Source organism: Halomonas sp. 25-S5 (assembly GCF_029889845.1).
Classification (GTDB): Bacteria; Pseudomonadota; Gammaproteobacteria; order Pseudomonadales; family Halomonadaceae; genus Halomonas.
On sequence record NZ_JARANV010000001.1, the window covers coordinates 204,189 to 230,428 of the forward strand.

Here is a 26,240-nt window from a genome sequence, read left to right on the forward strand (position 1 = left end):
TGTGTCGGTGCTGTTGCGGCATCATAGCACCCGGCCCCAGGGGCGCCAATCGACCGGACCCCGACCGGCACCACCCATCCCGTTTCCCAGAGAAGGAGTTCGCCATGGCAGAGCGCCCGGATGCCCCCCGGTACAGCCGGCCGATCGTACCGGACCCGGATGCCAGCCTGTCGGCGCCACGCTGGCGTCAGCCCCCACCCCCGCGGGTATGGCCGCTGTGGCTGCTGGTGCTGCTGCTCATCGCCGCCTGTGCCGCCCTCGCCTGGGCCGGCTGGCAGGAGCGCGCTCGCTTCCAGGCCGACCTCACCCGGGTCAGCGGCGAGCTCTCCAATGTGCATGCCCGCTTCGATGCGGAAGAAGGCCGGGGGGACGCCCTCACCACGCTGCAGGCGCGCCTGGACGAGCTGGCCAACCTGGAGGCCGAGGTCGACGCGGTCATCGACCAGCGGTTGGCCGCCTTCGAGGACCGGCAGGCGCAGGGGATGGCGCCCTTGGAGCAGACCCTCGCGACCCAGGAGGACCGGCTCGACTCGCTGGAAGACGAGGCCGAGACCCGGGACGCCACCCTGGCCGCGACCCGAAGCTCCCTGGATGCCCTGGAACGGGGCGGCGAGGAGGGGCGAGCGGCGCTGCGCGAGCAGCTGGCTACCCTGGACGCTGCTCGCGAGGCACAGGTCACGGCGCTGGAGTCGCTCGAAGGTCGCCTCGCGGACCACCGTGATGCCCAGCAGTCGCGCCTGGCGTCCCTGGAAGTGGCGATGTCGGGCCTCGAGACCGACGTTGAAGCCTTGGCAGGATCACGCGATGATGAGCAGCAACGGATAGAGGCGCTGGGCAACCGGCTCCGGGACGTCGAGTCCGGGCTGCGTGAGCTGCGCCAGGCGCAGCTCGCCATGAGCGCTCAGCTCGAGGCCCTGCGCCAGTGACATGTCGCCAGTCAGGAATCGGCAGCAATGGATAATCGTGTGTTCACACACCTGGGAACGGCGGCATTGTGTCTGGGCCTGGCGCCCGGCGCCCTGGCCCTCGAGGCCACCATCGAGGGCATCGAGGATCCGCTGGCGGAGAACGTCCGCCTCTACCTCGACGGACTGGAGGCCGAGCTGTACAGCCCGGCTCGCCTGGAAAGCGAGGTGCTGCGGCGCAGTAGCGAGGCGCTGCGGGTCTATGGCTACTACTCGCCCCGCATCGAGCCGCGTTTCGACGACCCCGAGGCACCGACCCGAGTGACCCTGGCCATCAGTCCAGGGGAACCGGTGCGCATCGAGGTCCTGTCGCTCTCCGTGACCGGCGACGCCGCCGAGGATACCCCCTTCAACGAGGCCATCGCGGCCTTTCCCCTGTCGGAGGGCGATCGCCTGCGCCATGCCCCCTTCGACAGCCTGCGCAGCCGGCTGGCGAACCTCGCCCTCGAGCGCGGCTACTTCGACTGGCGCTTCGCCGATCGGCGCATGGAGGTCAGGCCCTATGCCAACAGCGCCCGGCTCTATCTGGCGCTGGACAGCGGCCGGCGCTATCGCTTCGGCGACGTGACCTTCCAGGGGCATCATATCGAGACATCGCGCCTGGAGGCCTTGGCCCCCTTCGCCAGCGGGGAACCCTACCTGGCGAGCGAGGTGGCCAGGTTCAACCAGCGCCTGGGCCAGACCGAGTGGTTCGCCGCGGTGAACGTGCGCCCGCGCCTCGACCGGGAACTGGCCCGACTGGCCCTTCCGGATGCCGAGACAGGCTGGTGGCAGTCGCTGGACGTCGAGGGCGTGGCGCCCGTCGCCGACCGGGAGCCGCGCATCGCCGCCGAGGCGCTGGTGGCCGCCGCCGGCCTGCAGCGTGCCGCCGTCCCCAAGGTGCCCATCGACGTGGTGGTGACCCCCGCCGATCGTCACCAGTTCGAGGTGGGGGTAGGCTATGCCACCGACGTGGGGCCCCGCCTGCGTTTCTCCTGGGACCAGCCCTGGGTCAACCGCTATGGCCACGGACTGGATCACGACCTCTACCTCTCGGGGCCGGAGCAGAAGTTCAGCGGGGTCTACACCCTGCCGCTGGCGGACCCACTGCGTGACAGCTATCGCTTCCAGTATGGGCTGCGCAACAAGGACAACGAAGACACCCGCACCCTGGAGAGCACGCTGGAAGCATCGCGTCGCTGGACGTTCGACAATGGCTGGCAACAATCCCTCTACGTGCGCGGCACCTACGAGGACTTCACCCAGGCCGGTGTCTCTAACCAGGTACTGCTGCTCTATCCCGGCATCAGCTGGTCGCGCACCCGCACCCGCACCCCCACCTTTCCCACCTGGGGCGATCGCCAGCGACTGTCCGTGGAGTATTCCAGCGACTGGTGGGGCTCGGCCGCCGAGTTCCTGCGCCTCACCGGCGACAGCGAATGGATCCGCATGCTCGGCGACGATACCCGCTTCGTCGGCCGGGTCGGCATCGGCAGCATCACCACCGACGATTTCGAGGACGTGCCGCCCTCGCTACGCTTCTTCACCGGTGGCGATCGCAGCGTGCGCGGCTACGCCTACGAGAGCCTCGCCCCCGAGGACGACGAGGGCCGCCTGGTGGGCGGCGAGCAGCTGCTCACCGCCAGCCTCGAGGCCCAGCGTCGCATCACCGGCAAGTGGTGGGCGGCGAGCTTCATCGACACCGGTGATGCCTTCAGCGACTGGGGCCCGAGCGCGCTCAAGACCGGCGCTGGCCTGGGGGTGCGCTGGATCTCCCCGGTCGGCCCCATTCGCCTCGATGTCGCCCATCCCTTCGACGTGGAGGATGCCTTCCGCATCCACTTCGCCATCGGTCCGGAATTCTGAGAGTCCCCATCTTGCGAACCCGTGCATTGACCTGGGCCCTGGCCCGACTGCTGATCGTCCTGCCCCTCTGGTTGCTGGGCCTGGTGGTGCTGCTGCTGGGCCTGGCGCTCTCGCCCTGGGGCACCGGCGTGCTGCTCGAGCAGGGTGCCAAGCGCGGGTTCTACGAGCTGGGCGCCGTGGAGGGGGCCCCGCTGGATCGCCTGGTGCTGCATGACCTCCGTCTGGAAGCCGGGGTGACCCGCATCGCCCTGACCCGCCTCGAACTGGCGTGGTCCGAGGAGTGCGTCCTGCAGGGCCGGCTGTGTCTCGACCGGCTGGCCGTGGAAGGCGCCGATATCCGCCTGGCCGGCTCGGACGCCGAGCCGGAGGTGGCGTCGCAGGAGGAGGCCGGCGCGCCCCTCGAGGATATCCAGCTGCCGTTCCCGGTGGAACTGCGCGAGCTGTCATTGAACGACGTGCATTTACGGCTCGCCGATGGCACGCAGCTGGCCTGGGCCTCCTTCACCACCGGTGTCCGCGCCGAGGCGAGCACCCTGACCCTGCTACCCACCCGCCTGGCCGGCACGCGCCTGACCCTGCCGCTCTCGGCGGGCACCCGCCTGGCCTTGAGCGAGGCTGAGCAGGAGGGTCCCCGGCTCTCGGCGGCGGCCATCGATGCGGCCATCGCCATGCGCTCGCCGCTGCCGGCCCGGGCCGCCGCCGAGCTGGAAGGGCTCGCCGACCTGCCGCTCGACGAGCAGCCGCGTCGTGTGCTCCCCGAGGTGACCCTGCCGATGGCAGTGGAGGTGCCGGAACTGGTCATCGACGACTTCGCGATCGCCGGGTCGGTCGAGTACGGCGTCGAGCGGCTGCTGCTGCGCCTCAGCGCCCGCGGCCAGGAGGTCGAGATCGACACCCTGGCGGTCGCCACCGCCGATGCGGATGCCGAGCTGAAGGCCCGCGTGACGCTTCGTGACGACTATCCCCTGCAGGCCCGGCTGGCCGCCGACCTCTACCTGCCGCAACGGATGCCGGCGCTGGCGGGGGAGCGCATCGAGCTCGCCCTGGCCGGCAGCCTGGCCGACCTCGAGGTCGACCTGGTCACCCGGGGGCCAGTGGAGGCCCAGCTGGTGGCCCGACTCGACGCCCTCGACCCGACCCTGCCGTTTACCGCCTCGCTGGAAAGCGATGCCCTCCAGTGGCCTCTGCCCGGGGCCGAGGACACGCCGGCCAGCGAGGGGGAAGCCGCGCCGGACCAGACAGAAGACGAGACGGCGCCGGTCGAGCCGAAAGAGGAAGCAACCGACCCGTCCGCCGAGCCCTGGCAGGTCGAGGCGCTCGCGGTGCACCTGGAGGGCAGCCTGGTCGACTACCGCAGCCGGGTATCGCTCAATATCCGGGGCCCGCAACTGCCGCCCACCGACCTGCTGGTCACTGGCAGCGGCGACCTCGAGCACTTCCGCTGGTCACCGCTGACGGTCAACCAGCAGGGTGCCGTGCTGGTCAGCCGCGGCCAGGCCGCCTGGCGCGACGGCCTCGACGTGAAGGCCACGCTGTCGCTTGACAACCTGGACCCCGGCCGTTTCGTCGAGGGCCTCGACGGTCGCCTGGGCGGCGGCGCCGAGCTGGCCTTCGTCCAGGACGAGGCGGGCTGGCGGCTCGAGGTCCCGGGGCTGGATCTCCAGGGCGTGCTGGACGACCGGCCGCTGAGCCTCGAGGCCGTTCTCGCCGGGGACAGCGAGATGCGCTGGGACGTCCAGACCCTCGACTTCCGCCAGGGCGCCAACCGGGTCAGCGTGGCCGGGCGAGTGACTCGCGAGGTCCTGGACCTGGCCGGTGACCTGGACATGCCCGCGCTGGAGAGCCTCTACCCCGGCCTCGGCGGCACCCTGGCCGGACGCTTCACCACGGCGGGCAGCCTGGAGGCGCCGGAGCTCGATCTGGCGCTGACCGGCCGCTCGCTGGCCTTCGCCGGCAATACCGTGGAGGCGCTCGACCTGACGGCCCGGGTCGCCGGCCTGGATGACCCCGACCTGGCAGTGGCCCTGGAGGTCAGCCGCCTCGAGGCCGGCGGGCAGCGTCTCGACGCCCTCACCCTGGACCTCGACGGGCGACTCTCGGAGCACCGTCTGCGCCTGGCCGCGGAGGGCGGCGACGAGATGCCGCTGTCGCGGCTGGCCTTGGCCCTGGAGGGCGGGCTCGACGCCGCCCGGGAGCGCTATCGCGGAACCCTGTCACCGCTGGAGATCGATAGCGCCTTCGGGGATATCCGGCTCGCCGAGGCGCTGACCTTCGACGCCGACCTACCCGCGGGCTCGACGCGCGTGGCGCCGTTCTGCCTGACTCGCCGCCAGGGGGGCGAGGTGTGCCTGAGCGAGCCGCTGGAGGCCTCGGCCGAGGCCGGTCGGGCGGCGCTCGCGATCCGCGACCTGCCCATGGACCTGGCCGACGCCGCCATGCCGCCGGGGTGGCGTATCAGCGGCGAGAGCGCCGGCACGCTGGCGGCCGGCTGGTCTGCCGGCGGAGCGCGCTGGGAGGTGGCCGCCGACCTCGACAGCCGCGCCGAGGTCACCGGTGAGGACGCTTATGGTCGGTCCTGGTCGGTCCCCGGCACCACGCTGGGAGTGTCGCTGGAGGCCAGCGAGGCGCAAGCGGAGCTTGACCTGGTGCTGGGGCTGGCCGACAGCGGCGAGCTGCGCCTGGCCCTGGGCATCGTCGAGCCGCTGGGGGAGGGCGTCCTCGATGGCCGGCTGCGCATCGAGGACCTGCGCCTGGCCCCCTATCGGCCCCTGGCGGCCGGCCTGGAGACGCTGCAAGGGGGGCTGGACGGCGATATCCGCATCGGCGGCACCCGCGCGTCGCCCCGGCTCGACGGCCGGCTCGCCCTGGCGGGGCTGAGAGCCGGCGGCCTGGACCTGCCGCTGGAGGTGCGCGACGGGGAGCTGGTCGTGGAACTGGCCGGCGACCGCGCCGACATCGACGGCTTCCTGGCCGCCGACGAGGGGCGCCTGGGGATCGCGGGTACTGCGCGCTGGCCGGCGTCGGGCAGCTGGCAGGCCGCCGTCGACTTGCAGGCCGTCGACGACCCGCTGCTGGCGGTGCTGCCCGAGTTTGGCCGCCTGCGCCTGGCCCCGGACCTGAGAATCCGCGCCACCCCGGAGCGGCTGCGGGTCCGTGGGGCGGTCGATATCCCCTGGGCGCGGCTCAAGGTGGGGGAAGTACCCGACTCGGCCATGGCCCCGAGTCCGGATGAGGTGATCATCACCGAGGAGCAGGACCGCCAGGCCGCCCAGGCCGAGGCTGCTGCAGGCGACCAGCCCGGTGCCTCCACCGCCGAGGCGATGGCCCAGGCCGGCATGGCCTCCGATATCCGCATCACCCTCTCCCTTGGGCCGGACATGCAGCTGGAGGCCTTTGGCCTGGAGTCGGGGCTCTCGGGTAACCTCGAGGTCCGCCAGCAGAACGGGCCGGTCCAGCTGTTCGGTGACGTCAGCCTGGTCGACGGACGCTTCCGGGCCTTCGGCCAGGACCTGCTGATCCGGGAGGGGATCATCTTCTTCAGCGGCCCCCCGGGACAGCCGCTGCTCGACTTCGAGGCGATCCGCAATCCCGCGGCGACCCAGGACGAGGTGATCGCCGGCCTGCGCGTCACCGGCTCCGCGGACGCCCCGACCCTGGAAATCTTCTCCGAACCGGCCATGGACGAGGCCAGCGCGCTCTCCTACCTGCTGCGCGGCCGTGCCCGGGACAGCAGCGGCGGGGCCGACGGGGCCCTGACCTCGGCGCTGATCGGCCTCACCCTGGGGCAGACCGGCGGCGCCGTGGGCGCCATCGGCGAGGCCTTCGGCATCGACGACCTGGCTCTCGACACCGCCGGGGCCGGAGAGGAGAGCCAAGTGAGGGTCACCGGCAACCTCACCGACCGCCTGAGCATCGGCTACGGGGTGGGCGTCTTCTCGCCCATTGCCGAGCTCACCCTGCGCTATCAACTGTGGCGCAGCCTCTATCTCGAGGCGGTCTCGGGGGCGGCCCAGGCGGTCGATCTGGTCTACAGTTTCAGCCTGCCGGGCAATCCCCCGAGCCCATGAGACGAAGCGGACAGTTTAGTCAGACATTCCACCGGACGATGGAGCCTCACCATGCCACTGCATCCCGACCATGCGCCCCAAGGGCGCGACACGCCGCTGCCGATCCGCGGCACCCACCGGGTCAACGGCCACGCCATGCAGCCCCCCTGGCCCGAGGGCATGGCAGAGATCGTGCTGGGTCTGGGCTGCTTCTGGGGGGCCGAGCGGCTCTTCTGGCAGCTGCCGGGCGTGCATGTCACCGCGGTGGGCTATGCCGGCGGCGTGACCCCGAATCCCACCTACGCGGAGACCTGCAGCGGCCGAACCGGACACGCGGAGGTGGTGCGCGTGGTCTTCGACCCGGACGAGATCGATCTGGAAGCCCTATTGCGCGTGTTCTGGGAAGCCCATGATCCGACGCAGGGCAACCGCCAGGGCAATGACATCGGCAGCCAGTACCGCTCGATCATCCTCACCACCAAGCCGGCCCAGCGCGAGGCGGCCGAACGCAGCCGCGAGGCCTACGGCGAGGCGCTGTCGCGCAGCGGCAGGGACCCGGTGACCACCGAGATCGAACCCCTCGAGGCCTTCTACTGCGCCGAGGAGTACCACCAGCAGTACCTGGCGAAGAACCCCGGGGGCTACTGCGGCCTGAAGGGGACCGGCATCAGCTGCCCGATCGGCTGATCGCCCGCCCGGTGGGCGAGTTCCCCCCGCAGCGAAGGGGAAGGCGCCGGCCGCCTCGCGAACAGCGCCAGCGGGCGGTCGTCGGCAGCCTGCCAGGTCGCGCCCATCGGGGTGTCACTCCGGCGGGGTGAGGTTACCGTGGCCGGTGGGCGTGATCACCAGGTTGTCCTCGATGCGGATGCCGCCGTGGTCGGCCAGGCGCTCGACGAGCGGCCAGTCGATGTCGCGGCCTGCCGCGCCCTCCTTGAACGGCGCCAGCAGCATGGGGATCACGTAGAGCCCGGGTTCCATGGTGACCACCATGCCGGCCTCCAGTTCCCGGGTCAGGCGCAGGGCCGGGTCCGCCTCGGGCGGCGGCAGCGGCCGCCCCGCGCCGTCCATCCGGCCGGCCACGTCATGCACCTGCAGGCCCAGCGAATGCCCCAGGCCATGGGGACAGAAGGCCCGGGTGATGCCCTGGGCCACCGCCGCCTCGGGCGTGCAGTGGACCAGGCCCTGGTCGGCCAGCAGCTCTGCCAGGTCCCGGTGCATGCCCTGATGCAGCTTGACGTAGTCGACCCCCGGCGCCAGCTCGCCGATCAGCCGGCGCTGCAGCGCCGTGACGCCCTCGATCAGCGCCGCAAAGGCGGGGTCGGCATCGGGCCCCGCCCAGGTGCGGGTAATGTCGGCGCAATACCCGCGCTGGCGGTGGCCGCCGTCGAGCAGCAGGCTGCGCCGGCTATTCGGGGCGACGCTGTCGTAGTGCTGGTAGTGCAGCACGCCGCCGTGGGCATTGAGCCCGACGATGCTGGCGTAGGGCAGGTCCGTCTCGCGCTGGCGGGAGGCGCCCAGGTAGGCGAGCTGGATGTCGAGCTCGGCGCCGCCGTCCAGGAACGCCTCCCGGGCGGCGCGATGGCCGGCCATGGCCTGCCGGTTGGCGTCACCCAGGCAGGCGATCTCGTAGTCGCTCTTGCGGACGCGGCCCTCGTCCAGGGCAGCCACCAGGGCCGTCGGGTTGCAGGCGGCGCCGAGCGCCTCGGCGAGCGCCGCGGACACCTCGCCGAGCATGGCGAAGCGACCGGCCGGCAGGGCGGGCGGAGCGTCGTCGCGGCCCATCTCGATCTCGAAGGTTTCCACCCAGGGCTCGTCGGGCAGGCGGGCCGGCAGGTGCCAGAAGTCGTCCGGGGCATGGACCTTGAGCCTCGGTCGCTGACCCGGGCGGATAAGCAGCCAGCTGCGCGCGAGGTCGGCCTGGCCGGTCCAGTGCATGAAGTGGCCGTAGGCGGCGAAGCTCGCCTCCTGGTCATCGGCGAAGTGACGGCGGGGGTGGCCGCTGTAGAGGAGTACGCCGTCGAGCCCCAGGTGCGTCAACACCTCGTCGTAGGCCCGTTGCAGGGACTCCAGGTGGCGCAGTTGCAGGGTGGCGAGCGACGAGGGCATGGCAGTGGCGGTCATGGGGACTCCGGTGAGGGGATCGGCGTGTGACGAGGATGGGCGGCGCCGCTGGACAGCGCTTCCCAGAGGGCCTCGAGGGCGGGTTGGCCGCGATCGCGACGGCGGTAGAGCCGGATCTCCAGGGGCACCTCCCAGCGCGCATCGCCGGCCCGTACCAGGCGGCCGGCGGCCAGGTCGCCGCGCACGGTGCGTTCGGGCAGCCAGCCCAGGCCGTAGCCCAGGCCGACCAGCTCGCGGATGTTGCCGCTCTGGATGCTCTCGTGGAGCACCCGGAAGCCCGGTGCCCCGGGCAGTGCATCCAGGTGGGTACGCAGGGCCAGGTCGATCAGCCCGCGGGGGTGGTAGGCGATCAGTGGCAGGGTGAAGCGGCCCCTGGCCTCGAGCGCGAAACGGGGGCGGCCGTCGGCCTCGGGCAGCGAGGTCGGGATCATCCTCTCGTGGCCCAGGCAGTGATGGGCGAGCCCTTCGGTCTCGGGCATGAGCGGGCAGGCGCCGGCTGGCCAGTAGCAGAGGACCAGATCACACTCGTCGCGGGCCAGGGCCTCGAAGAAGTCGCTGGCCAGCCAGCCAGTGGCACGCAGGTAGGGCGTCAGCGGGGGCGGCGAGGCCCAGCCGGCCAGCCATTCGGGGAGGAAGTGCGCCAGCAGGCTCTGCGGCGCCGCCAGCCGCAGCTGTCCGGCCTGTTCCTCGGCCAGGTGAACCAGCCGCTGCCGGGTCGCCGCCACCCGTCGGGTGACCTCCTGGCAGAGACCGAGGAACTCCTCCCCGGCCGGGGTCAGCGACAGCGGCAGGGTCTGGCGGTTGATCAGGGTGGTGCCCATCTCTTCCTCGAGCAGCTTGATGCGTCGCGAGAAGGTCGGCTGGGTGACGTTCTGCTCCTCCGCCGCCCGGGAGAAGTGCTGGCTCCGGGCCAGGGCGATGAAGTCTTCCAGCCAGCGCAGTTCCATGTCGATCCTCGTGCGAGCCGCGGCCGTGTCTCGGCCTCGGCATTGTGCCATAGCGCGGCGGGCCTCAGTCGATGCGCCCTTCCTCCACGGCGTGACAGGCCACCTGGCCGCTATCGGCGGTGGCGATCAGCGCCGGGACCTCGCGTCGGCAGCGCTCGTTCGCATGGGGGCAGCGGCCGTGGAAGACGCAGCCCGAGGGCAGGTTGACCGGTGTGGGCACTTCGCCCTGCAGGCGGATGTGCTGCGGCCGGTCGTCCTCGAGGCGCGGGATCGCCGACATCAGGGCCTGGGTGTAGGGGTGTCGCGGCCGGGCGAAGAGCGTTGCCGTCGGCGCCACCTCGCAGACCCGGCCCAGATACATCACCGCCACCCGGGTACCGAAGTGCTCCACCACCGCCAGGTCGTGGGTGATGAACAGGTAGGTCAGGTTGCGCTGCTGCTGGGCCTCCATCAGCAGGTTCAACACCTGGGCCTGGATCGACACATCCAGCGCCGAGATCGGCTCGTCGGCCACGATGAACTCGGGGTCCACCGCCAGGGCGCGGGCGATGGCGATGCGCTGACGCTGGCCGCCGGAGAACTCGTGCCCATAGCGGCCACCCCAGTCGGCCGCGATGCCCACCGAGGTCATCACCTCGGCCACCTGCTCCTTGATGCGCTGCGGCGACCAGTCCGGGTGGTGCAGGCGGATCGGCTCCTCCAGGGTCTGCTGGATGGTCATCCGCGGGTTCAGCGAGGCATAGGGGTTCTGGAAGATCATCTGCATGCGGCGGCGGTAGGGCATCAGCGCCTTGTGGGAAAGATCGTCGATGCGCTGGCCGTCATAGTGGATCTCGCCGGCAGTGGGGTGGAGCAGGCCCATTACGGTGCGGGCCACCGTGGACTTGCCGCAGCCGGACTCGCCGACCACGCAGAGCGCTTCACCACGCTGGATATCCAGGTCGACGCCGTTGATGGCATGCACGTGCTGCTGTTCGCGGACGATCCTGCCCCCCTTGAACTTCAGCTGCTCGAGGAAATCTCCGGAGAGCGAGAAGTGCTTCTCCAGTCCGCGGATTTCCAGCAGGGGGGAAGCCGCCTCTGGCGAAAGGGCCTGGGCTTTGGCGGTGGCACTCATCAGCGAATCTCCTCGGCCGGGATGCGTTCGCGCTCGAGCATCTCGGCGACCATGTGGCAGGCGACCCGGCAGTTGCCGGAGGTCACGAAACCGGGGGCCTCGTCGATGCAGGCGCGGCGGGGGGTGCCGTCGGCGCGCTCGACGAAGCCGCAGCGCGGGTGGAAGGCGCAGCCGCTCGGCAGGTTGTCCAGCGAGGGCATGCTGCCGGGGATCTGGTTCAGCCGGCTGCCCGGGGTGGCCATCTGGGGCAGGGCGTTGATCAGCCCCTGGGTGTAGGGATGCTGGGGGTCGTTGATGATCTCCCGGGTCGGGCCCTGCTCGATCACCCGGCCGGCGTACATCACCAGCATGCGCTGGGTGACCTGGCTGACCACGCCCAGGTCGTGGGTGATCAGGATCAGGCCGACATTGTGCTTCTCGCAGAGCTCCAGCAACAGCGCCATGATCTCGGCCTGGATGGTCACGTCCAGCGCCGTGGTGGGCTCGTCGGCAATGATGATGTCCGGGTCGAGCAGCAGCGCGATGGCGATGATCACCCGTTGGCGCATGCCGCCGGAGAGCTCGTGGGGATACTGGTCCAGGCGTGCCGCGGGTGAGGGGATCTGCACCTGCTCGAGCTTGCGCAGCGAGATCGCCCGGGCCTCACGGTTCGAGATGCGCCGGTGGGCCTTGAGGCATTCGACCATCTGTTCGCCGATGGAGAGCACCGGGTTCAGGGTCATCATCGGATCCTGGAAGATCATCGACATGCGATGGCCGCGGACATGGCGCAGCGCCCGGTCGCTCATTTGGGTCAGGTCACGGCCGTCGAAGTGGATGCTGCCGCCGGCGATATAGCCCGGCTTGGCGATCAGGTTGAGCAGGCTGAAGGCCGCCACCGACTTTCCGGCGCCGGACTCGCCCACGATCCCCAGGCGCTCGCCGCGCTCGAGGCTGAAGCTGACATCGCGCAGCGCCTGGACATCGCCGCGGCGAAGGGCAAAGCGCACGTCGAGATGGTTTACGTCGAGGAGTGCCATGGGATCAGCCCTTGTAGAGTCGCGGGTTGAGGACGTCGCGCAGCCAGTCGCCGAGCAGGTTGATCACCAGCACCAGCACCACCAGCACCAGGCCGGGGATCAGGGTGATCCACCAGGAGCCCGACTGCAGGTAGTCGAAGCCGGACTTGATCAGCGAGCCCAGCGACGGGTGCGTTTCCGGCATGCCCAGTCCCAGGAAGGAGAGCGCCGCCTCGGAGATGATGGCGTTGGCCACCTGGACCGTGGAGATGACGAAGATCGGCGACAGGGTATTGGGCAGGATATGGCGGAACATGATCCGCCGGCTGGTAAAGCCCATCACTCGGGCCGCATCGACGTATTCCTTGCTGCGCTCGGCCAGCACCGAGGCGCGCACCGTGCGTGCGTACTGGGGCCATTCGGCCAGGCCGATGATCAGCACCAGCAGTGGCACCGCATAGGCACTGAAGGTGGCGCCACCGAACGCCGCCTTGACTAACGCGCCCACCACGATGGCCACCATCAGGGTGGAGAACGACAGCTGGATGTCGGCCAGGCGCATCAGGAAGGCATCCACGCGCCCCCCCAGATAGCCGGCGAGCAGCCCGAAGCTGACGCCCAGCAGTGCCTGTAAGGCCACCGCGCCGAAGCCGATGATCAGCGACACCCGGGCGCCATAGAGGAGGGTGGAGAGCAGGTCGCGGCCCTGGGCGTCGGTGCCCATCGGGTAGGTCGGGTCGCTGCCCTCGACCCAAAAGGGCGGCAGTTCCGAGGCCATGATATCGATCTGCGCCAGGTCATAGGGGTTCATGGGCGCCAGCCACGGTGCCAGTACCGCCACGGCGACCAGGGCGATGAAGACCACCAGGCTGAGCTGGGCGATCGGGTCACGCTTGAAGCTGTAGAGCAAGTAGGAGCCGCGAAAGCGTGACCAGCGGCTCGCCACGGGGGCGCTTGCCATGGAAGAGTTCGTGGTTGTCATGCGGGTTTCCCTGTCAGCTTGACGGTGGGGTTGACCAGGCCATAGATCAGGTCGACCAGGGTGTTGGTGATCACGAAGATCAGCCCCACGATCATCAGGTAGGTGATGATCAGCGGCACGTCGGAGCGCTGGATGGCATTGAGGAACATCAGCCCCATGCCTGGCCACTGGAAGACCGTCTCGGTGAGGATGGTGTAGGCCACCAGGGTGCCGATCTGCACCCCGCCCATGGTGATCACCGGCAGCATGGTGTTCTTCAGGGCGTGCAAGAAGTAGATGCGGCGCAGCGATATGCCCTTGGCGCGGGCGAACTTCACGTACTCGGACTGCAATACTTCGAGCATCTCGGCGCGGATCAGGCGGATGAACAGCGGCAGCATGATCGAGGCCAGCGAGATGGCCGGCAGCACCAGGTAGGTGAGGCCTTCGAGGGAGGCGAAGTTGGTCGCCCAGGTGCCGAAGACGGGCACCGGGTTGCCGCGTCCGTAGGCCGGCATGCCGCCCTCGGTACTGACCAGGTCGTTGAGCCAGGCCCCCCAGCCAGTATCGGCGGGGAAGGGCGACCAGCTCACCCCGATGGCGAACAGCTGGATCAGCATGATGGCGGTGAGAAAGACTGGGATGGAGATGCCGATGATCGACACCCCCATGAAGAAACGCGACAGCCACGCCCGGGGCCGAATCGCGCTATAGACGCCGATCGGCACCGAGAGCAGCACAATCAGCAGGGTCGTGGCGAAGACCAGCTCCAGGGTCGCCGGCAGGTGGCGCAGGATCACCTCGGTGGTGGGCTGGTTGAAGATGTAGGAGTAGCCGAAGTCCAGCTGCAGGGCATTGCCCGCGAAGCGCAGGTACTGGACCAGGAAGGGGTCGTTGAGGCCCAGCTGCTCGCGCAGGGCCTCGCGCTCGCTCTCTGGGACCGACTGGCCGACCATCTGCTGGATGGGGTCGCCCAGGTTGTCCTGGATGGCGAAGGCGATGATGCTGATGATGAACATCACCAGCAGGGCATGGAAGAGGCGCTTGATCAAAAAGGCGATCATGGCTGGCGTCCCGTGTGCAACACGCGGCGACGCACTCGCCGGGCGAGCGCGTCGCAGAGGTCAAGGTTTCGGATGACCGGCCCGTGCGGGCCGGTGCGGGGCAGGCTTACTCGCCCTCGATGACCAGGTCCCCGAGGTAGGGGAAGTTCATCACGTTGAGGATCGGCTCGATATCGATGTTGGACGCCGAGGCCCAGGCCAGATCCTGCCAGTGCAGGGGCACCACGGCCGCCTCGTCATAGAGGGTCTGCTCGACCTGCTGCAGCATCTCGGCCCGCTTCTCGAGGTCGACCTCCAGGTTGGCCTCGGCCACCAGCTTGTCGAGCGCCGGGTTGCAGTAGTTGCCGGCGTTGTATTGGCCGGCGCCGCTGTCGGCATCCGGGCAGGCCGTCAGGTACTCGTGGAAGTTGGCGCTGTCCTCGGTGTCGGCGTGCCAGCCGATCAGCATCATGTCGGCGGCGCGGTCATCGTACTCCCCCCAGTACTGGGCCTTGGGTAGCGTCTTGAGGTCCACGGTGACGTTGATGCGCGCCAGCATGGCGGCGACCGCCTGGGCGATCTTGGCATCGTTCACGTAGCGGTTGTTGGGCGCCATCATGGAGATCTCGAAGCCATCCTCGTAGCCGGCATCAGCCATCAGCTGCTTGGCCTTCTCCAGATCGTAGCGCGGCTCGAGACTCTCGACATGGCCGGCATAGCCCTTTGGCGAGAACTGCGCCGCCGGGGTGGCGAAGCCCTTCATCAGGCGGTCGGCGATGCCCTCCTGATTGACGGCATAGGCGAAGGCCTGGCGGACCCGCGGGTCCTGGAAGGCCTCGACGCGCTCCTGGTTCATGTGGAAGAAGATGATCCGCGTGCCGGACATGGTGACCAGCTGGACATCCTCGTCCTCGCGCACCCGCTCCAGGTCGTTGGGCGGCACCGGGGCGATGAAGTCCACGTCCCCGGAGAGCAGGGCGGCCACCCGGGTGGCGTTCTCGCTGATCGGGGTCAGCACGATGCGCTCCACGTTGCCCGGGGACTCGTCGTCCCAGTAGTCGTCGAAGCGGTCGAACTCCATGCGGGTGCCTTTCTGGTGCTCGACCACGGTGAAGGGGCCGGTGCCGGAGAGGTGGGTCGAGGCGAAGGAGTTGCCGTTCTTGACAATCTCGTCCTTGGGGTCGCCGTCCGCGTCGGTGCCGCTGTAGAACTCGCTGTCCAGCGGGAAGATGTAGGTGGCGAGGTTGAGCAGCAGCGGATAGGGCTTGGCAGTCTTGAACTCCACGGTGGTGTCGTCGATGGCCGTGACGCTCTCGATGGGCTCGAAGATCGCCTTGAAGTCCGAGCTGCGCTTGAGGCGCTCGACGGTCCACACCACATCTTCGGCACTGAAGGCATTGCCGCTGTGAAACGCCACGTCATCACGCAGGGTCATGCGCATGGTGGTGTCGTCGACCTGCTCCCAGCCGGTGGCCAGGCGCGGCTCGAAGGCCAGGTCCTTGTTCCAGCGCACCAGGGGGTCGAAGGTCATGTGGGAGAGCTGGAGGATCCCCCCGGAGAGCTGCTCGTGGATGTCCAGCGAGACCGGGTCGGCATCGTAGGCCATGCGCAGGGTGGTCTCGGCGCTGGCCACGGAGGGCAGCACGGCGGTGGTCATGGCGGCGCCGATCACGCTCGCCAGTAGGGTCTTCTTGAGAGTCATGTGTCGTTCCATGCTGGTTGGCTTGTTGTTGATGTGATGACCGCGAAGGTCCAGCCAACAACATAGTGAGCTCGGCCACGCAGGCACAATCGAAATTGTGAGAGGGCTCATGCGCCCGGCGAATGAGCCCCGCCGGATGGGGCCTGGCTCAGTCTCCGGCGGGGGTGATGCGGTCGATGCGATAGAGGGTGGCGACCTGGTCGAGGCCATGGACGCTGCAGTCGAGATCGGAGACCCGGCCGTCGCTCAGCCCGTAGACCCAGCCGTGCACGGAGAGCGCCTGGCCGCGCTGCCAGGCCCGCTGGACGATCTTGGTCCGGCACAGGTTGTTGACCTGGGCCTCGACGTTGAGCTCGCACATGCGGTCGACCTGCTCCTCGAGGGGCAGTGTTTCCAGGGCTCCACGATGACGACTGTAGAGCTCGCGGACCGAATGCAGCCAGTAGTCGACCATGCCACACTCACCGCCGGCGACAGCGGCGCGCACGCCGCCGCAGCCATAGTGGCCGACCACCATGATGTGGCGCACCTTGAGCACGTCCACGGCGAACTGCACCACCGAGAGGGCGTTCATGTCATTGTGGTGGAGCAGGTTGGCCACGTTGCGGTGGACGAAGACCTCGCCCGGCGGCAGGTCGATGATCTGATTGGCCGGCACTCGGGAGTCGGAACAGCCGATCCACAAGTACTCGGGGCTCTGCTGGCGGGCGAGGCGAGCGAAGTAGTCCGGATCGTCCTGGCACATCTTCTCCGCCCAGCGGCGGTTGTTGGCCAGCAGTCTCTCGATCTCTTGTTTCATGGCGGGCTCCGGTTGGCTCGGTCGGGGTTGTAGGGTGAACCCTTGTAACTTCACCCGCCGAGGCGGTCAACCGCTCTCCCAGGGCCCCGTCTCGGCTGGTATGATCCGTCTCGAGATTCACTGGCGGGCCGATGCGGCTCGACCCTTCGACAGGAGATTTGCGTGTCAGATTTCGACTATGACCTCTTCGTGATCGGGGCGGGGTCCGGCGGGGTCCGCGCCGCCCGTACCGCCGCCGCCAGCGGCGCGCGGGTCGCCGTGGCGGAGGATCGCTACCTGGGCGGCACCTGCGTCAACGTGGGCTGCGTGCCCAAGAAGCTCTACTCCCATGCGGCGCACTTCCACGAGGCCTTCGAGGACGCCGGCGGCTTCGGCTGGCACCTGTCCGAGGCCCCGCGCTTCGAGTGGACCACACTGCGTGACAACAAGATCGGCGAGATCAAGCGGCTCAACGACATCTATGGACGCCTGCTGGACACTGCCGGTGTGCGCCTGATCAACGGCCGCGCCCGGGTGCTGGATGCGCACCATGTCAGCGTCAACGACGAGACCCTGAGCGCGGCGAATATCCTGGTAGCGGTGGGGGGCTGGCCCTGGGTGCCGGACTTCCCGGGCAACGAGCACGTGGTCGATTCCAACCGTGTCTTCGACCTCGAGCGCTTTCCCGAGCGCTTCCTGGTCCTCGGCGGCGGTTATATCGCCGTGGAGTTCGCCAGCATCTTCAATGGCCTGGGCAGCGAGGCCCACCTGGTCTACCGCGGCGAGCTCTTCCTGCGCGGCTTCGACCAGCAGGTGCGCGAGTTCACCCGCGACGAGATGGCCAAGAAGGGCGTCCAGCTGCACTTCGAGGCCAACATAGCCTCCATCGAGAAGGTCGAAGGGGGACTGCGGGTGAGCCTCACCAACGGCGAGCAGCTCGAGGTGGATGCCGTCCTGTCCGCCACCGGTCGCCGCCCCCATCTCGAGGGGCTGGGCCTCGACCGCCTCGACATCGCGCTGACCGACAGCGGCCACCTGCGTGTCAACGAGCGCTTCGAGACCTCAGTGCCCTCCATCCTGGCCCTGGGCGACGTGACTGGCGGGCCCGAACTGACGCCGGTGGCGCTCGCCGAGGCGATGCAGATGGTCAGGCACCACTTCGACGAGGCCGAGCCGGCCGCGCTGGACTACCGCAACATCCCCACCGCGGTGTTCTGTCACCCCAACATCGGCACGGTGGGGCTCTCCGAGGAGCAGGCCCGCGAGGCGTGCGGCGAGATCCGCGTCTATGTCGCCGACTTCCGCCCCCTGAAGCACACCCTCTCCGGCAGCAGCGAGCGCTGCCTGATAAAGCTGGTCGTCGACGACCAGCGCGATGTGGTGGTGGGGGCCCACATGGTGGGCGAGGAGGCCGGCGAGGTGATTCAGGGCATCGCCGTGGCGGTGCGCGCGGGCCTCACCAAGGCCGATTTCGACGCCACCGTGGGCATCCACCCCACCGGTGCCGAGGAGTTCGTCACCATGCCCGTGCCGACACGGCGCTGAGCCCATGCCGGCTGCAGGCACCGCAGTGGTCTATTATCGAAGATACGCGGCTCGACTGACGAGCGGGGATCACGCAGCATAATTTTCCATTATGGATCCGTGGCGCCAGGATAATCATGGTTTTGAATTGCCGATTAGCCGCTGTTATACTCCTCCCCAAATTCGCTACAGCGAACCATGACAATGAACGCAACCACCGAGCCCTTCACGCCCTCCGCCGACCTGGCCCGCCCCACCGTAGCGGATGCCGTGGTCGGTCACGAGGCCTACCCGTTGTTCATCCGCAAGCCCAATCCGGATGACGGCTGGGGGATCTACGAACTGGTCAAGTCCTGCCCCCCGCTGGACGTCAATTCCGCCTATGCCTACCTGCTGCTGGCGACCCAGTTCCGCGACAGTTGCGCTGTGGCTACCAACGAGGAGGGCGAGATTGTCGGCTTCGTCTCCGGCTATGTGAAGAGCAACGCCCCGGATACCTATTTCCTGTGGCAGGTGGCGGTCGGCGAGAAGGCGCGCGGCACCGGTCTGGCCCGCCGCCTGGTGGAAGCCGTCATGACCCGCCCGGAGATGGCCGAGGTCTACCATCTCGAGACCACCATCACGCCCGACAACCAGGCCTCCTGGGGCCTGTTTCGGCGGCTTGCCGAACGCTGGCAGGCGCCGCTCAACAGCCGCGAGTACTTCTCCACCGACCAGCTCGGTGGCGAGCACGACCCGGAAAACCTCGTGCGCATTGGCCCCTTCCAGACCGATCGTATCTGAGGGTCCCGCTTCACTGGTCCTACCGCTCCAGGGCGGCAGGCGACCCCACACTTCTTCAGCCGCGCTAGCGCGTCCTGATCCCTTTCTATTGCCAACAGGAGGTCGCACATGCAGACCCAGATCCTCGAACGCATGGAGTCCGACGTTCGGACCTATTCCCGCTCCTTTCCGGTGGTCTTCACCAAGGCCCAGAATGCACGCCTGACCGTCGAGAACGGCCGCGAATACATCGACTTCCTGGCCGGCGCCGGCACCCTCAACTACGGCCACAACAACCCGCACATCAAGCAGGCGCTGCTCGACTACCTGGCCGAGGACAACATCATCCACGGCCTGGACTTCTGGACCGCCGCCAAGCGTGACTACCTCGAGGCCCTCGAAGAGGTGATCCTCAAGCCGCGCGGCCTGGACTATAAGGTCCAGTTCCCCGGACCGACCGGCACCAATGCCGTCGAGGCAGCCATCCGCCTGGCGCGCCATGCCAAGGGCCGCTACAACATCGTCAGCTTCACCAACGGCTTCCACGGCGTGACCATGGGGGCGCTGGCCGCCACCGGCAACCGTAAGTTCCGCGAGGCCACCGGCGGTGTGCCCACCCAGGGCGCCAGCTTCATCCCCTTCGACGGCTACCTGGGCGAGGGCACCGACACTCTGGACTACTTCGAGAAGCTGCTCGGCGATAAGTCCGGCGGACTAGACATCCCGGCCGGTGTCATCGTCGAGACCGTGCAGGGCGAGGGCGGCATCAACGTCGCCGGCCTCGACTGGCTCAAGCGCCTCGAGGGCATCTGCCGCGCCCATGATATCCTGCTGATCGTCGACGATATCCAGGCCGGCTGCGGTCGCACCGGCAAGTTCTTCAGCTTCGAGCATGCCGACGTCGTCCCCGATATCGTCACCAACTCCAAGTCGCTCTCCGGTCTGGGCCTGCCGTTCTCCCAGGTGCTGATGCGCCCCGAGCTCGACGTCTGGAAACCGGGCCAGTACAACGGCACCTTCCGCGGCTTCGCACTGGCCTTCACCACCGCGGCCGCCGCCCTGCGCCAGTACTGGAGCGACGACGCGCTGGAGCAGGACGTGGCGCGCAAGGGCGAGGTGGTCGCCAAGCGCTTCCAGAAAATCGCCGGCATGCTCCGTGAGCTGGGCATTGAGGCCTCCGAGCGTGGCCGTGGCCTGATGCGTGGCATCGACGTTGGCAGCGGCGAGATTGCCGACAAGATCACCCACAAGGCCTTCGAGAATGGCCTGGTCATCGAGACCAGTGGTCAGGACGGCGAGGTGGTCAAGTGCCTCTGCCCGCTGACCATCACCGACGAAGAGCTGGAGAAGGGCCTCGATATCCTCGAGACTAGTACCAAGCAGGCGCTTAGCTGATAGTCTGAGGGTGTCGCCCCATGTGGGTGGCCCGGTCATCGACCGGTCGGCAGGGGCTGACCGGTCCGTCACTGACACCACTGGAGAGCAACCATGATCGTTCGCAACCTCGAGGAAACCCGCAAGACCGACCGCCTGGTCAAGGCCGAGAACGGCAACTGGGACAGCACCCGCCTGAGCCTGGCTGATGATGGCGGCAACTGCTCCTTCCATATCACGCGTATCTTCGAAGGCACCGAGACCCACATCCACTACAAGCATCACTTCGAGGCGGTCTACTGCATCGAGGGCGAAGGCGAGGTGGAGACCCTGGCCGACGGCAAGATCTGGCCGATCAAGCCGGGTGACATCTACATCCTCGACCAGCACGACGAGCACCTGCTGCGCGCCAGCAAGACCATGCACCTGGCCTGCGTGTTCACGCCGGGCCTGACCGGCAACGAAGTGCACCGCGAGGATGGTTCCTACGCGCCGGCCGAGGCCGACGACAAGAAGCCGCTCTGATCGACCAGCGCTGTCGAGATGATTCTCCGACGCCCCCGGCTCCCGCGAGCCGGGGGCGTTTTGTCACGGCGTCCGGTCGAAGACGATAGTGATCTCGGCAAGGGTGACCCCGAATTTCTTCATCGCCGTGCGATTGAGGACGCTGAAATGGCTTATCTCCTTAAGTTCGTATAATGTATATTATGTTAAATCATGGCCGGGGATATGGTCGGGGATGATGCCGTCAGGACCGTCTATAATCATGCTGTCGCACCCCGTCGACGTTGGACAAGGCTGGAGGCGACTCCTTATCATCACGCATCATCCCGATGCTCGAGCTCTGTTCATGCGCCATCGCCTGCCGTTCGCCGGCACCCTGATCGTTGCCACCGTGCTGCTGAGCGGCTGCACCCTGTTGCCCGAGCGCGAGCCCCCACCGCCGCCCGTCACCAGCGCAGAGTTCCAGGCACGTATCGAGCGGCTGGAAGGCGCCGTCACCTCCATCTGCGTGACCGACCAGCAGACGAGGCTCGATCAGCAGTTGCAACGCCAGCAGGCGCTGTCGGCGGACGTGCGCGAGGTCGGCAGCCTGCTGCGGCAACTGCGTGGCGAGGTGGCGCGCCTCGACCGCGATGACGACGCACCGGAGGTGACCCGCCAGTGCCGTGACAGCCAGACTCGCCTGGACAACAAGGAGATCCTGGGGCGCAGCGAATGGATCGGCTTGCCCGGTGTCGGCACCTACCTCAAGGCGCGCATCGATTCCGGTGCCACCACCTCGTCGCTGTCGGCCACCAAGATCACCCGCTTCGAGCGTGATGGCGAGAACTGGGTGCGCTTCAAGCTGGGGCTCAATGACGATGATAGCCTGGTCGAGAGCGTGCGCGGCGAGTGGATCGAGGCCCCGGTGGAGCGCCGGGTGCGCATCATCCAGGCTTCCGGCGAGGATTCGCGTCCGGTGATCAGCCTGCTGATGACCCTGGGGCCGCTGCGCGAGACGGTGCAGTTCAGCCTCAATGACCGCACCCACCTGGACCATCCGGTACTGCTGGGTCGCCGTTTCCTGATGGACATCGCCGTCATCGACGTGGCCGAGCAATACCTGCATGAACGCCCCGAGTTCCCGGGCGGGCGTCCGGCAGCGGAAGCCGGCGCCGACGAGGCCGCTGATCGCGAGGAAGCAGCCGATGAGTGACGTTCGTTACGTCGCCTGACCCAAGCCCCATCAAGGAAGACCCATGTCACGACTGCCCTTCTACCTGATCGTCGCCTTCCTGCTGGTGGCCGGTGTTGCCCTGAGCATCCACCGCCACGTGCAGTTCGAGGTGCCCTGGACACCGGGCGAACAACGCCAGGTCTGGGAGATCGAGGCCCAGGTCAACTTCACCGCCGAGGGCGGCCCGGCCAAGGTCAACATGGCGCTGCCCTCGAGTCAGCAGGGGTATCGCATCCTCACCGAACACACCGCCTCGCCCGGCTACGGGCTGGCCTTCCTCGAGGAGAACGGCGGCCGTCGCGCCGAATGGTCCACCCGCGAGGCCATCGGCGACCAGCAGCTCTATTACAGCGTCCAGGCGCTGGTGGCCCCGGAGTCGCGCAACCCGAAGGTCGAGGCCCCTCCCCTGCGGCGTGACATCGTCTGGGAAAGCCCCTACGACACCGCGGCCAGCCAGGTGATCGAGCGGGCCTGGACGCGCAGCGCCGACCCCTTCACCTTCGCGCGCGAGCTGATCACCGACTTCACAGAGGAGCGCCAGGGCGAGAATGCTCGCCTCCTGCTGACCCAATTCGATCGCACCCCGCTGCTGGCGCGCCTGCTCAACCAGGCCGGCGTGCCGGCCCGCGAGGTCAGCGGCCTGCTGCTCGAGCACGGCCGCCGGCGGCAGAGCCTGACACCCTGGATCCAGGTCTTCGATGACCAGGAGTGGGCGCTGTTCGATCCTCGCACCGGTGCCCGGGGCCGGCCGGACAACCTGCTCCTCTGGGAGTCCGCCGGACAGGCGGTACTCGAGGTCCAGGGCGGCAGCAACTCGCGGATCGGTTTCTCGATGCTCTCCCGCAACCAGCCGGCGGCGGCGGCGGTGCGCAGCGAGCTGGCCGATGACACCCTGCTCAACTTCTCGATCCACAGCCTGCCCCTGGAAGACCAGGCGCTGTTCCAGACCATCCTGCTGATCCCCATCGGCGCACTGATGGTCGTGATCCTCCGGGTGCTGGTGGGCATCAAGACCTCGGGCACCTTCATGCCCGTGCTGATCGCGCTGGCCTTCATCCAGACCACCCTGATCACCGGGCTGATCGGTTTTCTGCTGGTGGTGGCCGTGGGACTGGTGATCCGCAACTATCTCTCCTACCTGAACCTGCTGCTGGTGGCGCGAGTGACGGCGGTGATCATCACGGTCATCGCCATCATCTCGGTGTTCTCGGTGCTCTCCTACCGCTTCGGGCTCAACGCCGGCCTGACCATCACTTTCTTCCCGATGATCATCCTCTCCTGGACCATCGAGCGGATGTCGATCCTCTGGGAGGAGGAAGGTCCCAAGCAGGTGCTGATCCAGGGTGGCGGCAGCCTGCTCACCGCGGTACTGGCCTACCTGGCGATGAACAACCCCTGGATCCGCCACATCACCTTCAACTTCCTCGGCGTCCAGCTGATCCTGATGGCGCTGATCCTGCTGCTCGGCAACTACACCGGCTATCGCCTGCTCGAGCTGCGCCGCTTCAAGCCGGTCACGGAGGACTGACACCATGTGGACGACCCCTGCCCGCCTGCATGCCAAGGGAATCATTGGCATGAACCGGCGCAACATCCGCTACATCGGCCGCTACAACAACCGTCGGCTCTACCCGCTGGTGGACGACAAGCTCAAGACCAAGCTGCTGGCCCAGGAGTACGGCATCACCACACCGGCGTTGATCGGCACCGTGACCACCCAGTTCGGCGTCAAGCATATCGGTCCCATGCTCGTCGGCCACCACGGGTTCGTGATCAAGCCGGCCAAGGGCAGCGGTGGCAAGGGCATCCTGGTCATCGAGCGGATCGAAGGCGATCGCTACATTAAGCCTAGCGGCGCCCAGCTGACCCTCGGCGACGTCGAGCGCCATGTCTCCAATATCCTCTCCGGGCTCTATTCCCTGGGGGGGTCGCCTGACGTGGCCCTGATCGAGGCACTGATCAACTTCGACGCATCTTTCTCCGAGTATACCTACGAGGGGGTGCCGGACATCCGGGTCATCGTCTTCAAGGGCTACCCGGTGATGGCGATGATGCGCCTCTCCACTGCCGCCTCGGACGGCAAGGCCAACCTGCACCAGGGGGCCGTGGGCGTGGGCATCGACATCGCCAGCGGCACCGCGATCCGCGGGGTGCAGTTCGACCGCACCCGCCACGACCACCCCGACACCGGGCACGAGCTCGCCAGTCTGCAGATCAGCGACTGGGGCACCCTGCTGCGGCTGGCCGCCGGCTGTTTCGAGATGACCGGGCTCGGGTATCTCGGCACCGACATGGTGCTCGACCGGGACCATGGTCCCATGCTGCTGGAACTCAACGCCCGTCCGGGGCTGGCGATCCAGATGGCCAACGGCGAGGGGCTGCGCTCCCGGCTCGACCTGATCGAACGCCAGTCCGAGGGGGTCGCGCCCGAGGAAAGGGTTGCCTTCTCCCAGCATCATTTCGCCCGCTCCAGCGAGCTGCGCGAGACGGCCTGAAAGGCGTGAGGGTATTGCAGATTGCAGAATTGCTTGGGCTGATCCGGCGGCTTGCCCCCGGCGCCCCACAGTGCGGACGGCTGGCCCCTCGCCGGCCCGGCGCGTAGAATGTTGCATCCTCCCCGCCATCGCCCCGGGTGCCATGACCGATCCCCGCGACATGATCCGACAGGCCGAACGGCAGTGCCAGCAGCGCGGCGCGCGCTTCACGCCGATCCGTCGACGGGTGCTGGAGATGATCGCCGCTGCCCCCGGCAGCCTGAAGGCCTATGACCTGCTCGACCGTCTGGCGGCGGAACACGCGGCGGCACGGCCGCCTACCGTGTATCGCGCCCTGGAGTTTCTCATCGACCAGGGCCTGGTGCATCGCATCGAGTCCCTCAATGCCTATGTGGCCTGCCCCTGCCCCGAGCATGCCCACGGCTTCCAGCTGCTGATCTGCCGCCTCTGTGGCCGGGTCGAGGAGCTGCACCTGGACGAGATCAACGACCACCTGGCGCGTCGCGCCAGGGAGCTGGGCTTCGCGGTCCAGCGCCAGACCATCGAGCTGCTGGGCCAGTGTGACGCCTGCCGACAGGCAACCGAGCACCCCGCCGCCCCTGCGGAGATTTCATGAGCGACACCTTCAAGGCCCTCGAGCGGGCCGCCGGCGACAGCCGCTTCCCCCTGGCCGGGATCCTCGACGCCATCCGCTTCAACGCCGACGGCCTGATCCCGGCTATCGCCCAGCAGCACGACAGTGGCGAGGTGCTGATGATGGCCTGGATGAACCGCGAGGCCCTGGAGGAGACCCTGCGTACCGGCCGGGTCTGCTACTGGTCGCGCTCGCGGGGCAAGCTGTGGCGCAAGGGCGAGAGCTCCGGCCAGCAGCAGCACCTGAAGGGCGCGGCGCTGGACTGCGACGGCGACACCCTGCTGCTGCAGGTGGCGCAGACGGGGCCTGCCTGTCACAGCGGCAGGCTCAGCTGCTTCTACGTGGCGCTGGAGGGTGACGAGGCACGCATCGCCAGTGACCCCTTGATCGACCCCGACGCTCTCTACGGCAAGGGCTGAGACGTGCCCTGCCTGGTCGCCGGGATCCATCGCCTGCTGCGCTGGCTGGGCCGGGCCCTCGGCTGGCTGATGATCGCTGCGGTGAGGCTCTACCAGTTCACGCTGAGCCCCCTGCTGGGCCCGCGCTGCCGCTACTGGCCAAGCTGCTCGAGCTATACGGTGGAGGCGCTGCGGGTGCATGGCCCGTTCAAGGGCGGGATCCTGGCGGTGCGGCGAATCGCCCGCTGTCATCCGGGCTGCGAGGGCGGCATCGACCCGGTCCCGGGCGGACCCAGCGAGCGGCTCTGTCGGGAGGATCCGGAGCTTGACGAGCAGTTCCGCTGCCGGACGGACGACCGGCCGCCAGGCGGCCGCTGATCAGGCGGCCGCTTCCGCCTCGGCCACGCGGTAGATCCGCTCCAGCATGGCGTTGAGGCCGTTGCTGCGGGTCGGCGAGAGGTGCTTGTCGAGCCCCAGGTCCTTCATGAAGTGGGGGCTGGTGGTGCGGATATCCGCCGGGTGACGGTCGTTGTAGATGCGCATCAGCACGGCGATCAGCCCGGAGACGATAGCGGCATCGGAGACCGCATCGAAGTGCAGGGTCTCGCCGTCGCGGCGGTGGTGCATCCACACATTGGACTGGCAGCCCTGGATCTTCAGCTCGTCGACCTTCCACTCCTCGGGAAAGGCCGGCAGCTGCTTGCCCATGTCGATGAGGTACTGGTAGCGATCCATCCAGTTGTCGAACATCTCGAACTCGTCGAGAAGCTCCTGCTGGGCCTGTTCGGCGGTGGTCTCGGCAGTCATGGT

23 protein-coding genes are annotated in these 26,240 nt (G+C 68.2%); 14 read left to right on the forward strand and 9 right to left on the reverse strand.

The features are described from left to right. The first annotated feature begins 104 nt into the window (after positions 1–104). The 4 genes from OP498_RS00945 to msrA are packed head-to-tail and all read left to right on the forward strand — an operon-like array spanning position 105 to position 7,543. Positions 105–926: a hypothetical protein gene (locus OP498_RS00945; RefSeq protein ID WP_280545874.1), complete on the forward strand. Its 822-nt coding sequence runs from the start codon at positions 105–107 to the stop codon at positions 924–926. 39 nt (positions 927–965) lie between these two features. Next, positions 966–2,810, forward strand: a complete 1,845-nt coding sequence (locus tag OP498_RS00950) for an autotransporter assembly complex family protein (protein WP_348533469.1) — start codon at positions 966–968, stop codon at positions 2,808–2,810. Between the two features lie 11 nt (positions 2,811–2,821). Beyond that, on the forward strand, positions 2,822–6,877 hold the full coding sequence (locus OP498_RS00955) for a translocation/assembly module TamB domain-containing protein (protein ID WP_280551673.1): 4,056 nt from the start codon (positions 2,822–2,824) through the stop codon (positions 6,875–6,877). A 51-nt stretch (positions 6,878–6,928) separates the two neighbouring features. Then, positions 6,929–7,543, forward strand: a complete 615-nt coding sequence (gene msrA, locus OP498_RS00960; RefSeq protein ID WP_280551675.1) for a peptide-methionine (S)-S-oxide reductase MsrA — start codon at positions 6,929–6,931, stop codon at positions 7,541–7,543. Positions 7,544–7,657: 114 nt separating this feature from the next. Here msrA and pepQ read toward each other — a convergent pair whose 3' ends face one another. From pepQ to can, 8 genes are all read right to left on the reverse strand, one after another. Then, positions 7,658–8,977 carry a Xaa-Pro dipeptidase gene (pepQ, locus tag OP498_RS00965; protein ID WP_348533470.1) on the reverse strand — a complete coding sequence of 440 codons (1,320 nt, stop codon included), beginning with the start codon at positions 8,975–8,977 and terminating at the stop codon, positions 7,658–7,660. Then, the gene (locus OP498_RS00970) at positions 8,974–9,924 is read right to left on the reverse strand and encodes a LysR family transcriptional regulator (RefSeq protein ID WP_280551677.1); all 951 of its coding nucleotides are present in this window, start codon (positions 9,922–9,924) and stop codon (positions 8,974–8,976) included. Before OP498_RS00970 ends, pepQ begins: the two co-directional genes overlap by 4 nt. A gap of 64 nt (positions 9,925–9,988) precedes the next feature. Next, positions 9,989–11,041, reverse strand: a complete 1,053-nt coding sequence (locus OP498_RS00975) for an oligopeptide/dipeptide ABC transporter ATP-binding protein (RefSeq protein WP_280545868.1) — start codon at positions 11,039–11,041, stop codon at positions 9,989–9,991. Beyond that, on the reverse strand, positions 11,041–12,060 hold the full coding sequence (locus OP498_RS00980; protein WP_280545867.1) for an ABC transporter ATP-binding protein: 1,020 nt from the start codon (positions 12,058–12,060) through the stop codon (positions 11,041–11,043). The genes OP498_RS00975 and OP498_RS00980 overlap by 1 nt, the downstream gene beginning before the upstream one ends. Before the next feature lie 4 nt (positions 12,061–12,064). Beyond that, positions 12,065–13,021, reverse strand: a complete 957-nt coding sequence (locus tag OP498_RS00985) for an ABC transporter permease (RefSeq protein WP_280545866.1) — start codon at positions 13,019–13,021, stop codon at positions 12,065–12,067. After that, complete coding sequence (locus OP498_RS00990; RefSeq protein ID WP_280545865.1) at positions 13,018–14,064, reverse strand: ABC transporter permease; 1,047 nt, start codon at positions 14,062–14,064, stop codon at positions 13,018–13,020. The genes OP498_RS00985 and OP498_RS00990 overlap by 4 nt, the downstream gene beginning before the upstream one ends. Positions 14,065–14,170: 106 nt before the next feature. Further along, the gene (locus tag OP498_RS00995; RefSeq protein ID WP_280545864.1) at positions 14,171–15,745 is read right to left on the reverse strand and encodes an ABC transporter substrate-binding protein; all 1,575 of its coding nucleotides are present in this window, start codon (positions 15,743–15,745) and stop codon (positions 14,171–14,173) included. A gap of 148 nt (positions 15,746–15,893) precedes the next feature. Continuing rightward, entirely contained in the window at positions 15,894–16,544 is a 651-nt protein-coding gene (can, locus tag OP498_RS01000; protein ID WP_280545862.1) for a carbonate dehydratase, read from the reverse strand. A 162-nt stretch (positions 16,545–16,706) separates the two neighbouring features. Here can and gorA point away from each other — a divergent pair, with 162 nt between their 5' ends. The 10 genes from gorA (at position 16,707) to yidD (ending at position 25,808) form a co-directional block, all read left to right on the forward strand. Further along, complete coding sequence (gene gorA / locus OP498_RS01005; protein ID WP_280545860.1) at positions 16,707–18,068, forward strand: glutathione-disulfide reductase; 1,362 nt, start codon at positions 16,707–16,709, stop codon at positions 18,066–18,068. 183 nt (positions 18,069–18,251) lie between these two features. Then, on the forward strand, positions 18,252–18,830 hold the full coding sequence (ectA, locus tag OP498_RS01010) for a diaminobutyrate acetyltransferase (RefSeq protein ID WP_280546024.1): 579 nt from the start codon (positions 18,252–18,254) through the stop codon (positions 18,828–18,830). A 108-nt stretch (positions 18,831–18,938) separates the two neighbouring features. Next, positions 18,939–20,204 (forward strand): diaminobutyrate--2-oxoglutarate transaminase, encoded by a 1,266-nt coding sequence (ectB, locus tag OP498_RS01015; protein ID WP_280545858.1) that lies wholly within the window; start codon positions 18,939–18,941, stop codon positions 20,202–20,204. A 93-nt stretch (positions 20,205–20,297) separates the two neighbouring features. Further along, entirely contained in the window at positions 20,298–20,708 is a 411-nt protein-coding gene (locus tag OP498_RS01020) for an ectoine synthase (protein ID WP_280545856.1), read from the forward strand. A 325-nt stretch (positions 20,709–21,033) separates the two neighbouring features. Then, positions 21,034–21,882 carry an ATP-dependent zinc protease gene (locus OP498_RS01025; RefSeq protein WP_280545855.1) on the forward strand — a complete coding sequence of 283 codons (849 nt, stop codon included), beginning with the start codon at positions 21,034–21,036 and terminating at the stop codon, positions 21,880–21,882. Positions 21,883–21,925: 43 nt separating this feature from the next. Beyond that, positions 21,926–23,431, forward strand: coding sequence for a UUP1 family membrane protein (locus OP498_RS01030; protein ID WP_280545853.1), 1,506 nt, complete (start codon positions 21,926–21,928; stop codon positions 23,429–23,431). A gap of 4 nt (positions 23,432–23,435) precedes the next feature. After that, positions 23,436–24,398 (forward strand): alpha-L-glutamate ligase-like protein, encoded by a 963-nt coding sequence (locus tag OP498_RS01035; RefSeq protein ID WP_280545852.1) that lies wholly within the window; start codon positions 23,436–23,438, stop codon positions 24,396–24,398. A gap of 142 nt (positions 24,399–24,540) precedes the next feature. Further along, positions 24,541–25,014, forward strand: coding sequence for a transcriptional repressor (locus OP498_RS01040; RefSeq protein ID WP_280545851.1), 474 nt, complete (start codon positions 24,541–24,543; stop codon positions 25,012–25,014). Further along, on the forward strand, positions 25,011–25,451 hold the full coding sequence (hisI, locus tag OP498_RS01045; RefSeq protein WP_280545849.1) for a phosphoribosyl-AMP cyclohydrolase: 441 nt from the start codon (positions 25,011–25,013) through the stop codon (positions 25,449–25,451). The genes OP498_RS01040 and hisI overlap by 4 nt, the downstream gene beginning before the upstream one ends. Positions 25,452–25,520: 69 nt before the next feature. Next, the gene (gene yidD, locus OP498_RS01050; protein WP_280546023.1) at positions 25,521–25,808 is read left to right on the forward strand and encodes a membrane protein insertion efficiency factor YidD; all 288 of its coding nucleotides are present in this window, start codon (positions 25,521–25,523) and stop codon (positions 25,806–25,808) included. Here yidD and OP498_RS01055 read toward each other — a convergent pair whose 3' ends face one another. Then, complete coding sequence (locus tag OP498_RS01055) at positions 25,809–26,237, reverse strand: SufE family protein (protein ID WP_280545848.1); 429 nt, start codon at positions 26,235–26,237, stop codon at positions 25,809–25,811. It abuts the gene before it with no gap. Positions 26,238–26,240 lie beyond the last annotated feature (3 nt).

Excerpts from the sequence above, each read along its gene's own strand:
- ectA (WP_280546024.1), top strand. The coding sequence starts at position 18,252 with ATGAACGCAACCACCGAGCCCTTCACGCCCTCCGCCGACCTGGCCCGC.
- OP498_RS00985 (WP_280545866.1), bottom strand. The coding sequence starts at position 13,021 with ATGACAACCACGAACTCTTCCATGGCAAGCGCCCCCGTGGCGAGCCGC.
- yidD (WP_280546023.1), top strand. The coding sequence starts at position 25,521 with ATGATCGCTGCGGTGAGGCTCTACCAGTTCACGCTGAGCCCCCTGCTG.
- OP498_RS00990 (WP_280545865.1), bottom strand. The coding sequence starts at position 14,064 with ATGATCGCCTTTTTGATCAAGCGCCTCTTCCATGCCCTGCTGGTGATG.
- ectB (WP_280545858.1), top strand. The coding sequence starts at position 18,939 with ATGCAGACCCAGATCCTCGAACGCATGGAGTCCGACGTTCGGACCTAT.
- OP498_RS01035 (WP_280545852.1), top strand. The coding sequence starts at position 23,436 with ATGTGGACGACCCCTGCCCGCCTGCATGCCAAGGGAATCATTGGCATG.
- OP498_RS01030 (WP_280545853.1), top strand. The coding sequence starts at position 21,926 with ATGTCACGACTGCCCTTCTACCTGATCGTCGCCTTCCTGCTGGTGGCC.
- OP498_RS00995 (WP_280545864.1), bottom strand. The coding sequence starts at position 15,745 with ATGACTCTCAAGAAGACCCTACTGGCGAGCGTGATCGGCGCCGCCATG.
- OP498_RS01020 (WP_280545856.1), top strand. The coding sequence starts at position 20,298 with ATGATCGTTCGCAACCTCGAGGAAACCCGCAAGACCGACCGCCTGGTC.
- OP498_RS01040 (WP_280545851.1), top strand. The coding sequence starts at position 24,541 with ATGACCGATCCCCGCGACATGATCCGACAGGCCGAACGGCAGTGCCAG.
- OP498_RS00975 (WP_280545868.1), bottom strand. The coding sequence starts at position 11,041 with ATGAGTGCCACCGCCAAAGCCCAGGCCCTTTCGCCAGAGGCGGCTTCC.
- OP498_RS00980 (WP_280545867.1), bottom strand. The coding sequence starts at position 12,060 with ATGGCACTCCTCGACGTAAACCATCTCGACGTGCGCTTTGCCCTTCGC.
- can (WP_280545862.1), bottom strand. The coding sequence starts at position 16,544 with ATGAAACAAGAGATCGAGAGACTGCTGGCCAACAACCGCCGCTGGGCG.
- OP498_RS00970 (WP_280551677.1), bottom strand. The coding sequence starts at position 9,924 with ATGGAACTGCGCTGGCTGGAAGACTTCATCGCCCTGGCCCGGAGCCAG.
- OP498_RS01025 (WP_280545855.1), top strand. The coding sequence starts at position 21,034 with ATGCGCCATCGCCTGCCGTTCGCCGGCACCCTGATCGTTGCCACCGTG.
- msrA (WP_280551675.1), top strand. The coding sequence starts at position 6,929 with ATGCCACTGCATCCCGACCATGCGCCCCAAGGGCGCGACACGCCGCTG.
- hisI (WP_280545849.1), top strand. The coding sequence starts at position 25,011 with ATGAGCGACACCTTCAAGGCCCTCGAGCGGGCCGCCGGCGACAGCCGC.
- OP498_RS01055 (WP_280545848.1), bottom strand. The coding sequence starts at position 26,237 with ATGACTGCCGAGACCACCGCCGAACAGGCCCAGCAGGAGCTTCTCGAC.
- pepQ (WP_348533470.1), bottom strand. The coding sequence starts at position 8,977 with ATGACCGCCACTGCCATGCCCTCGTCGCTCGCCACCCTGCAACTGCGC.
- OP498_RS00945 (WP_280545874.1), top strand. The coding sequence starts at position 105 with ATGGCAGAGCGCCCGGATGCCCCCCGGTACAGCCGGCCGATCGTACCG.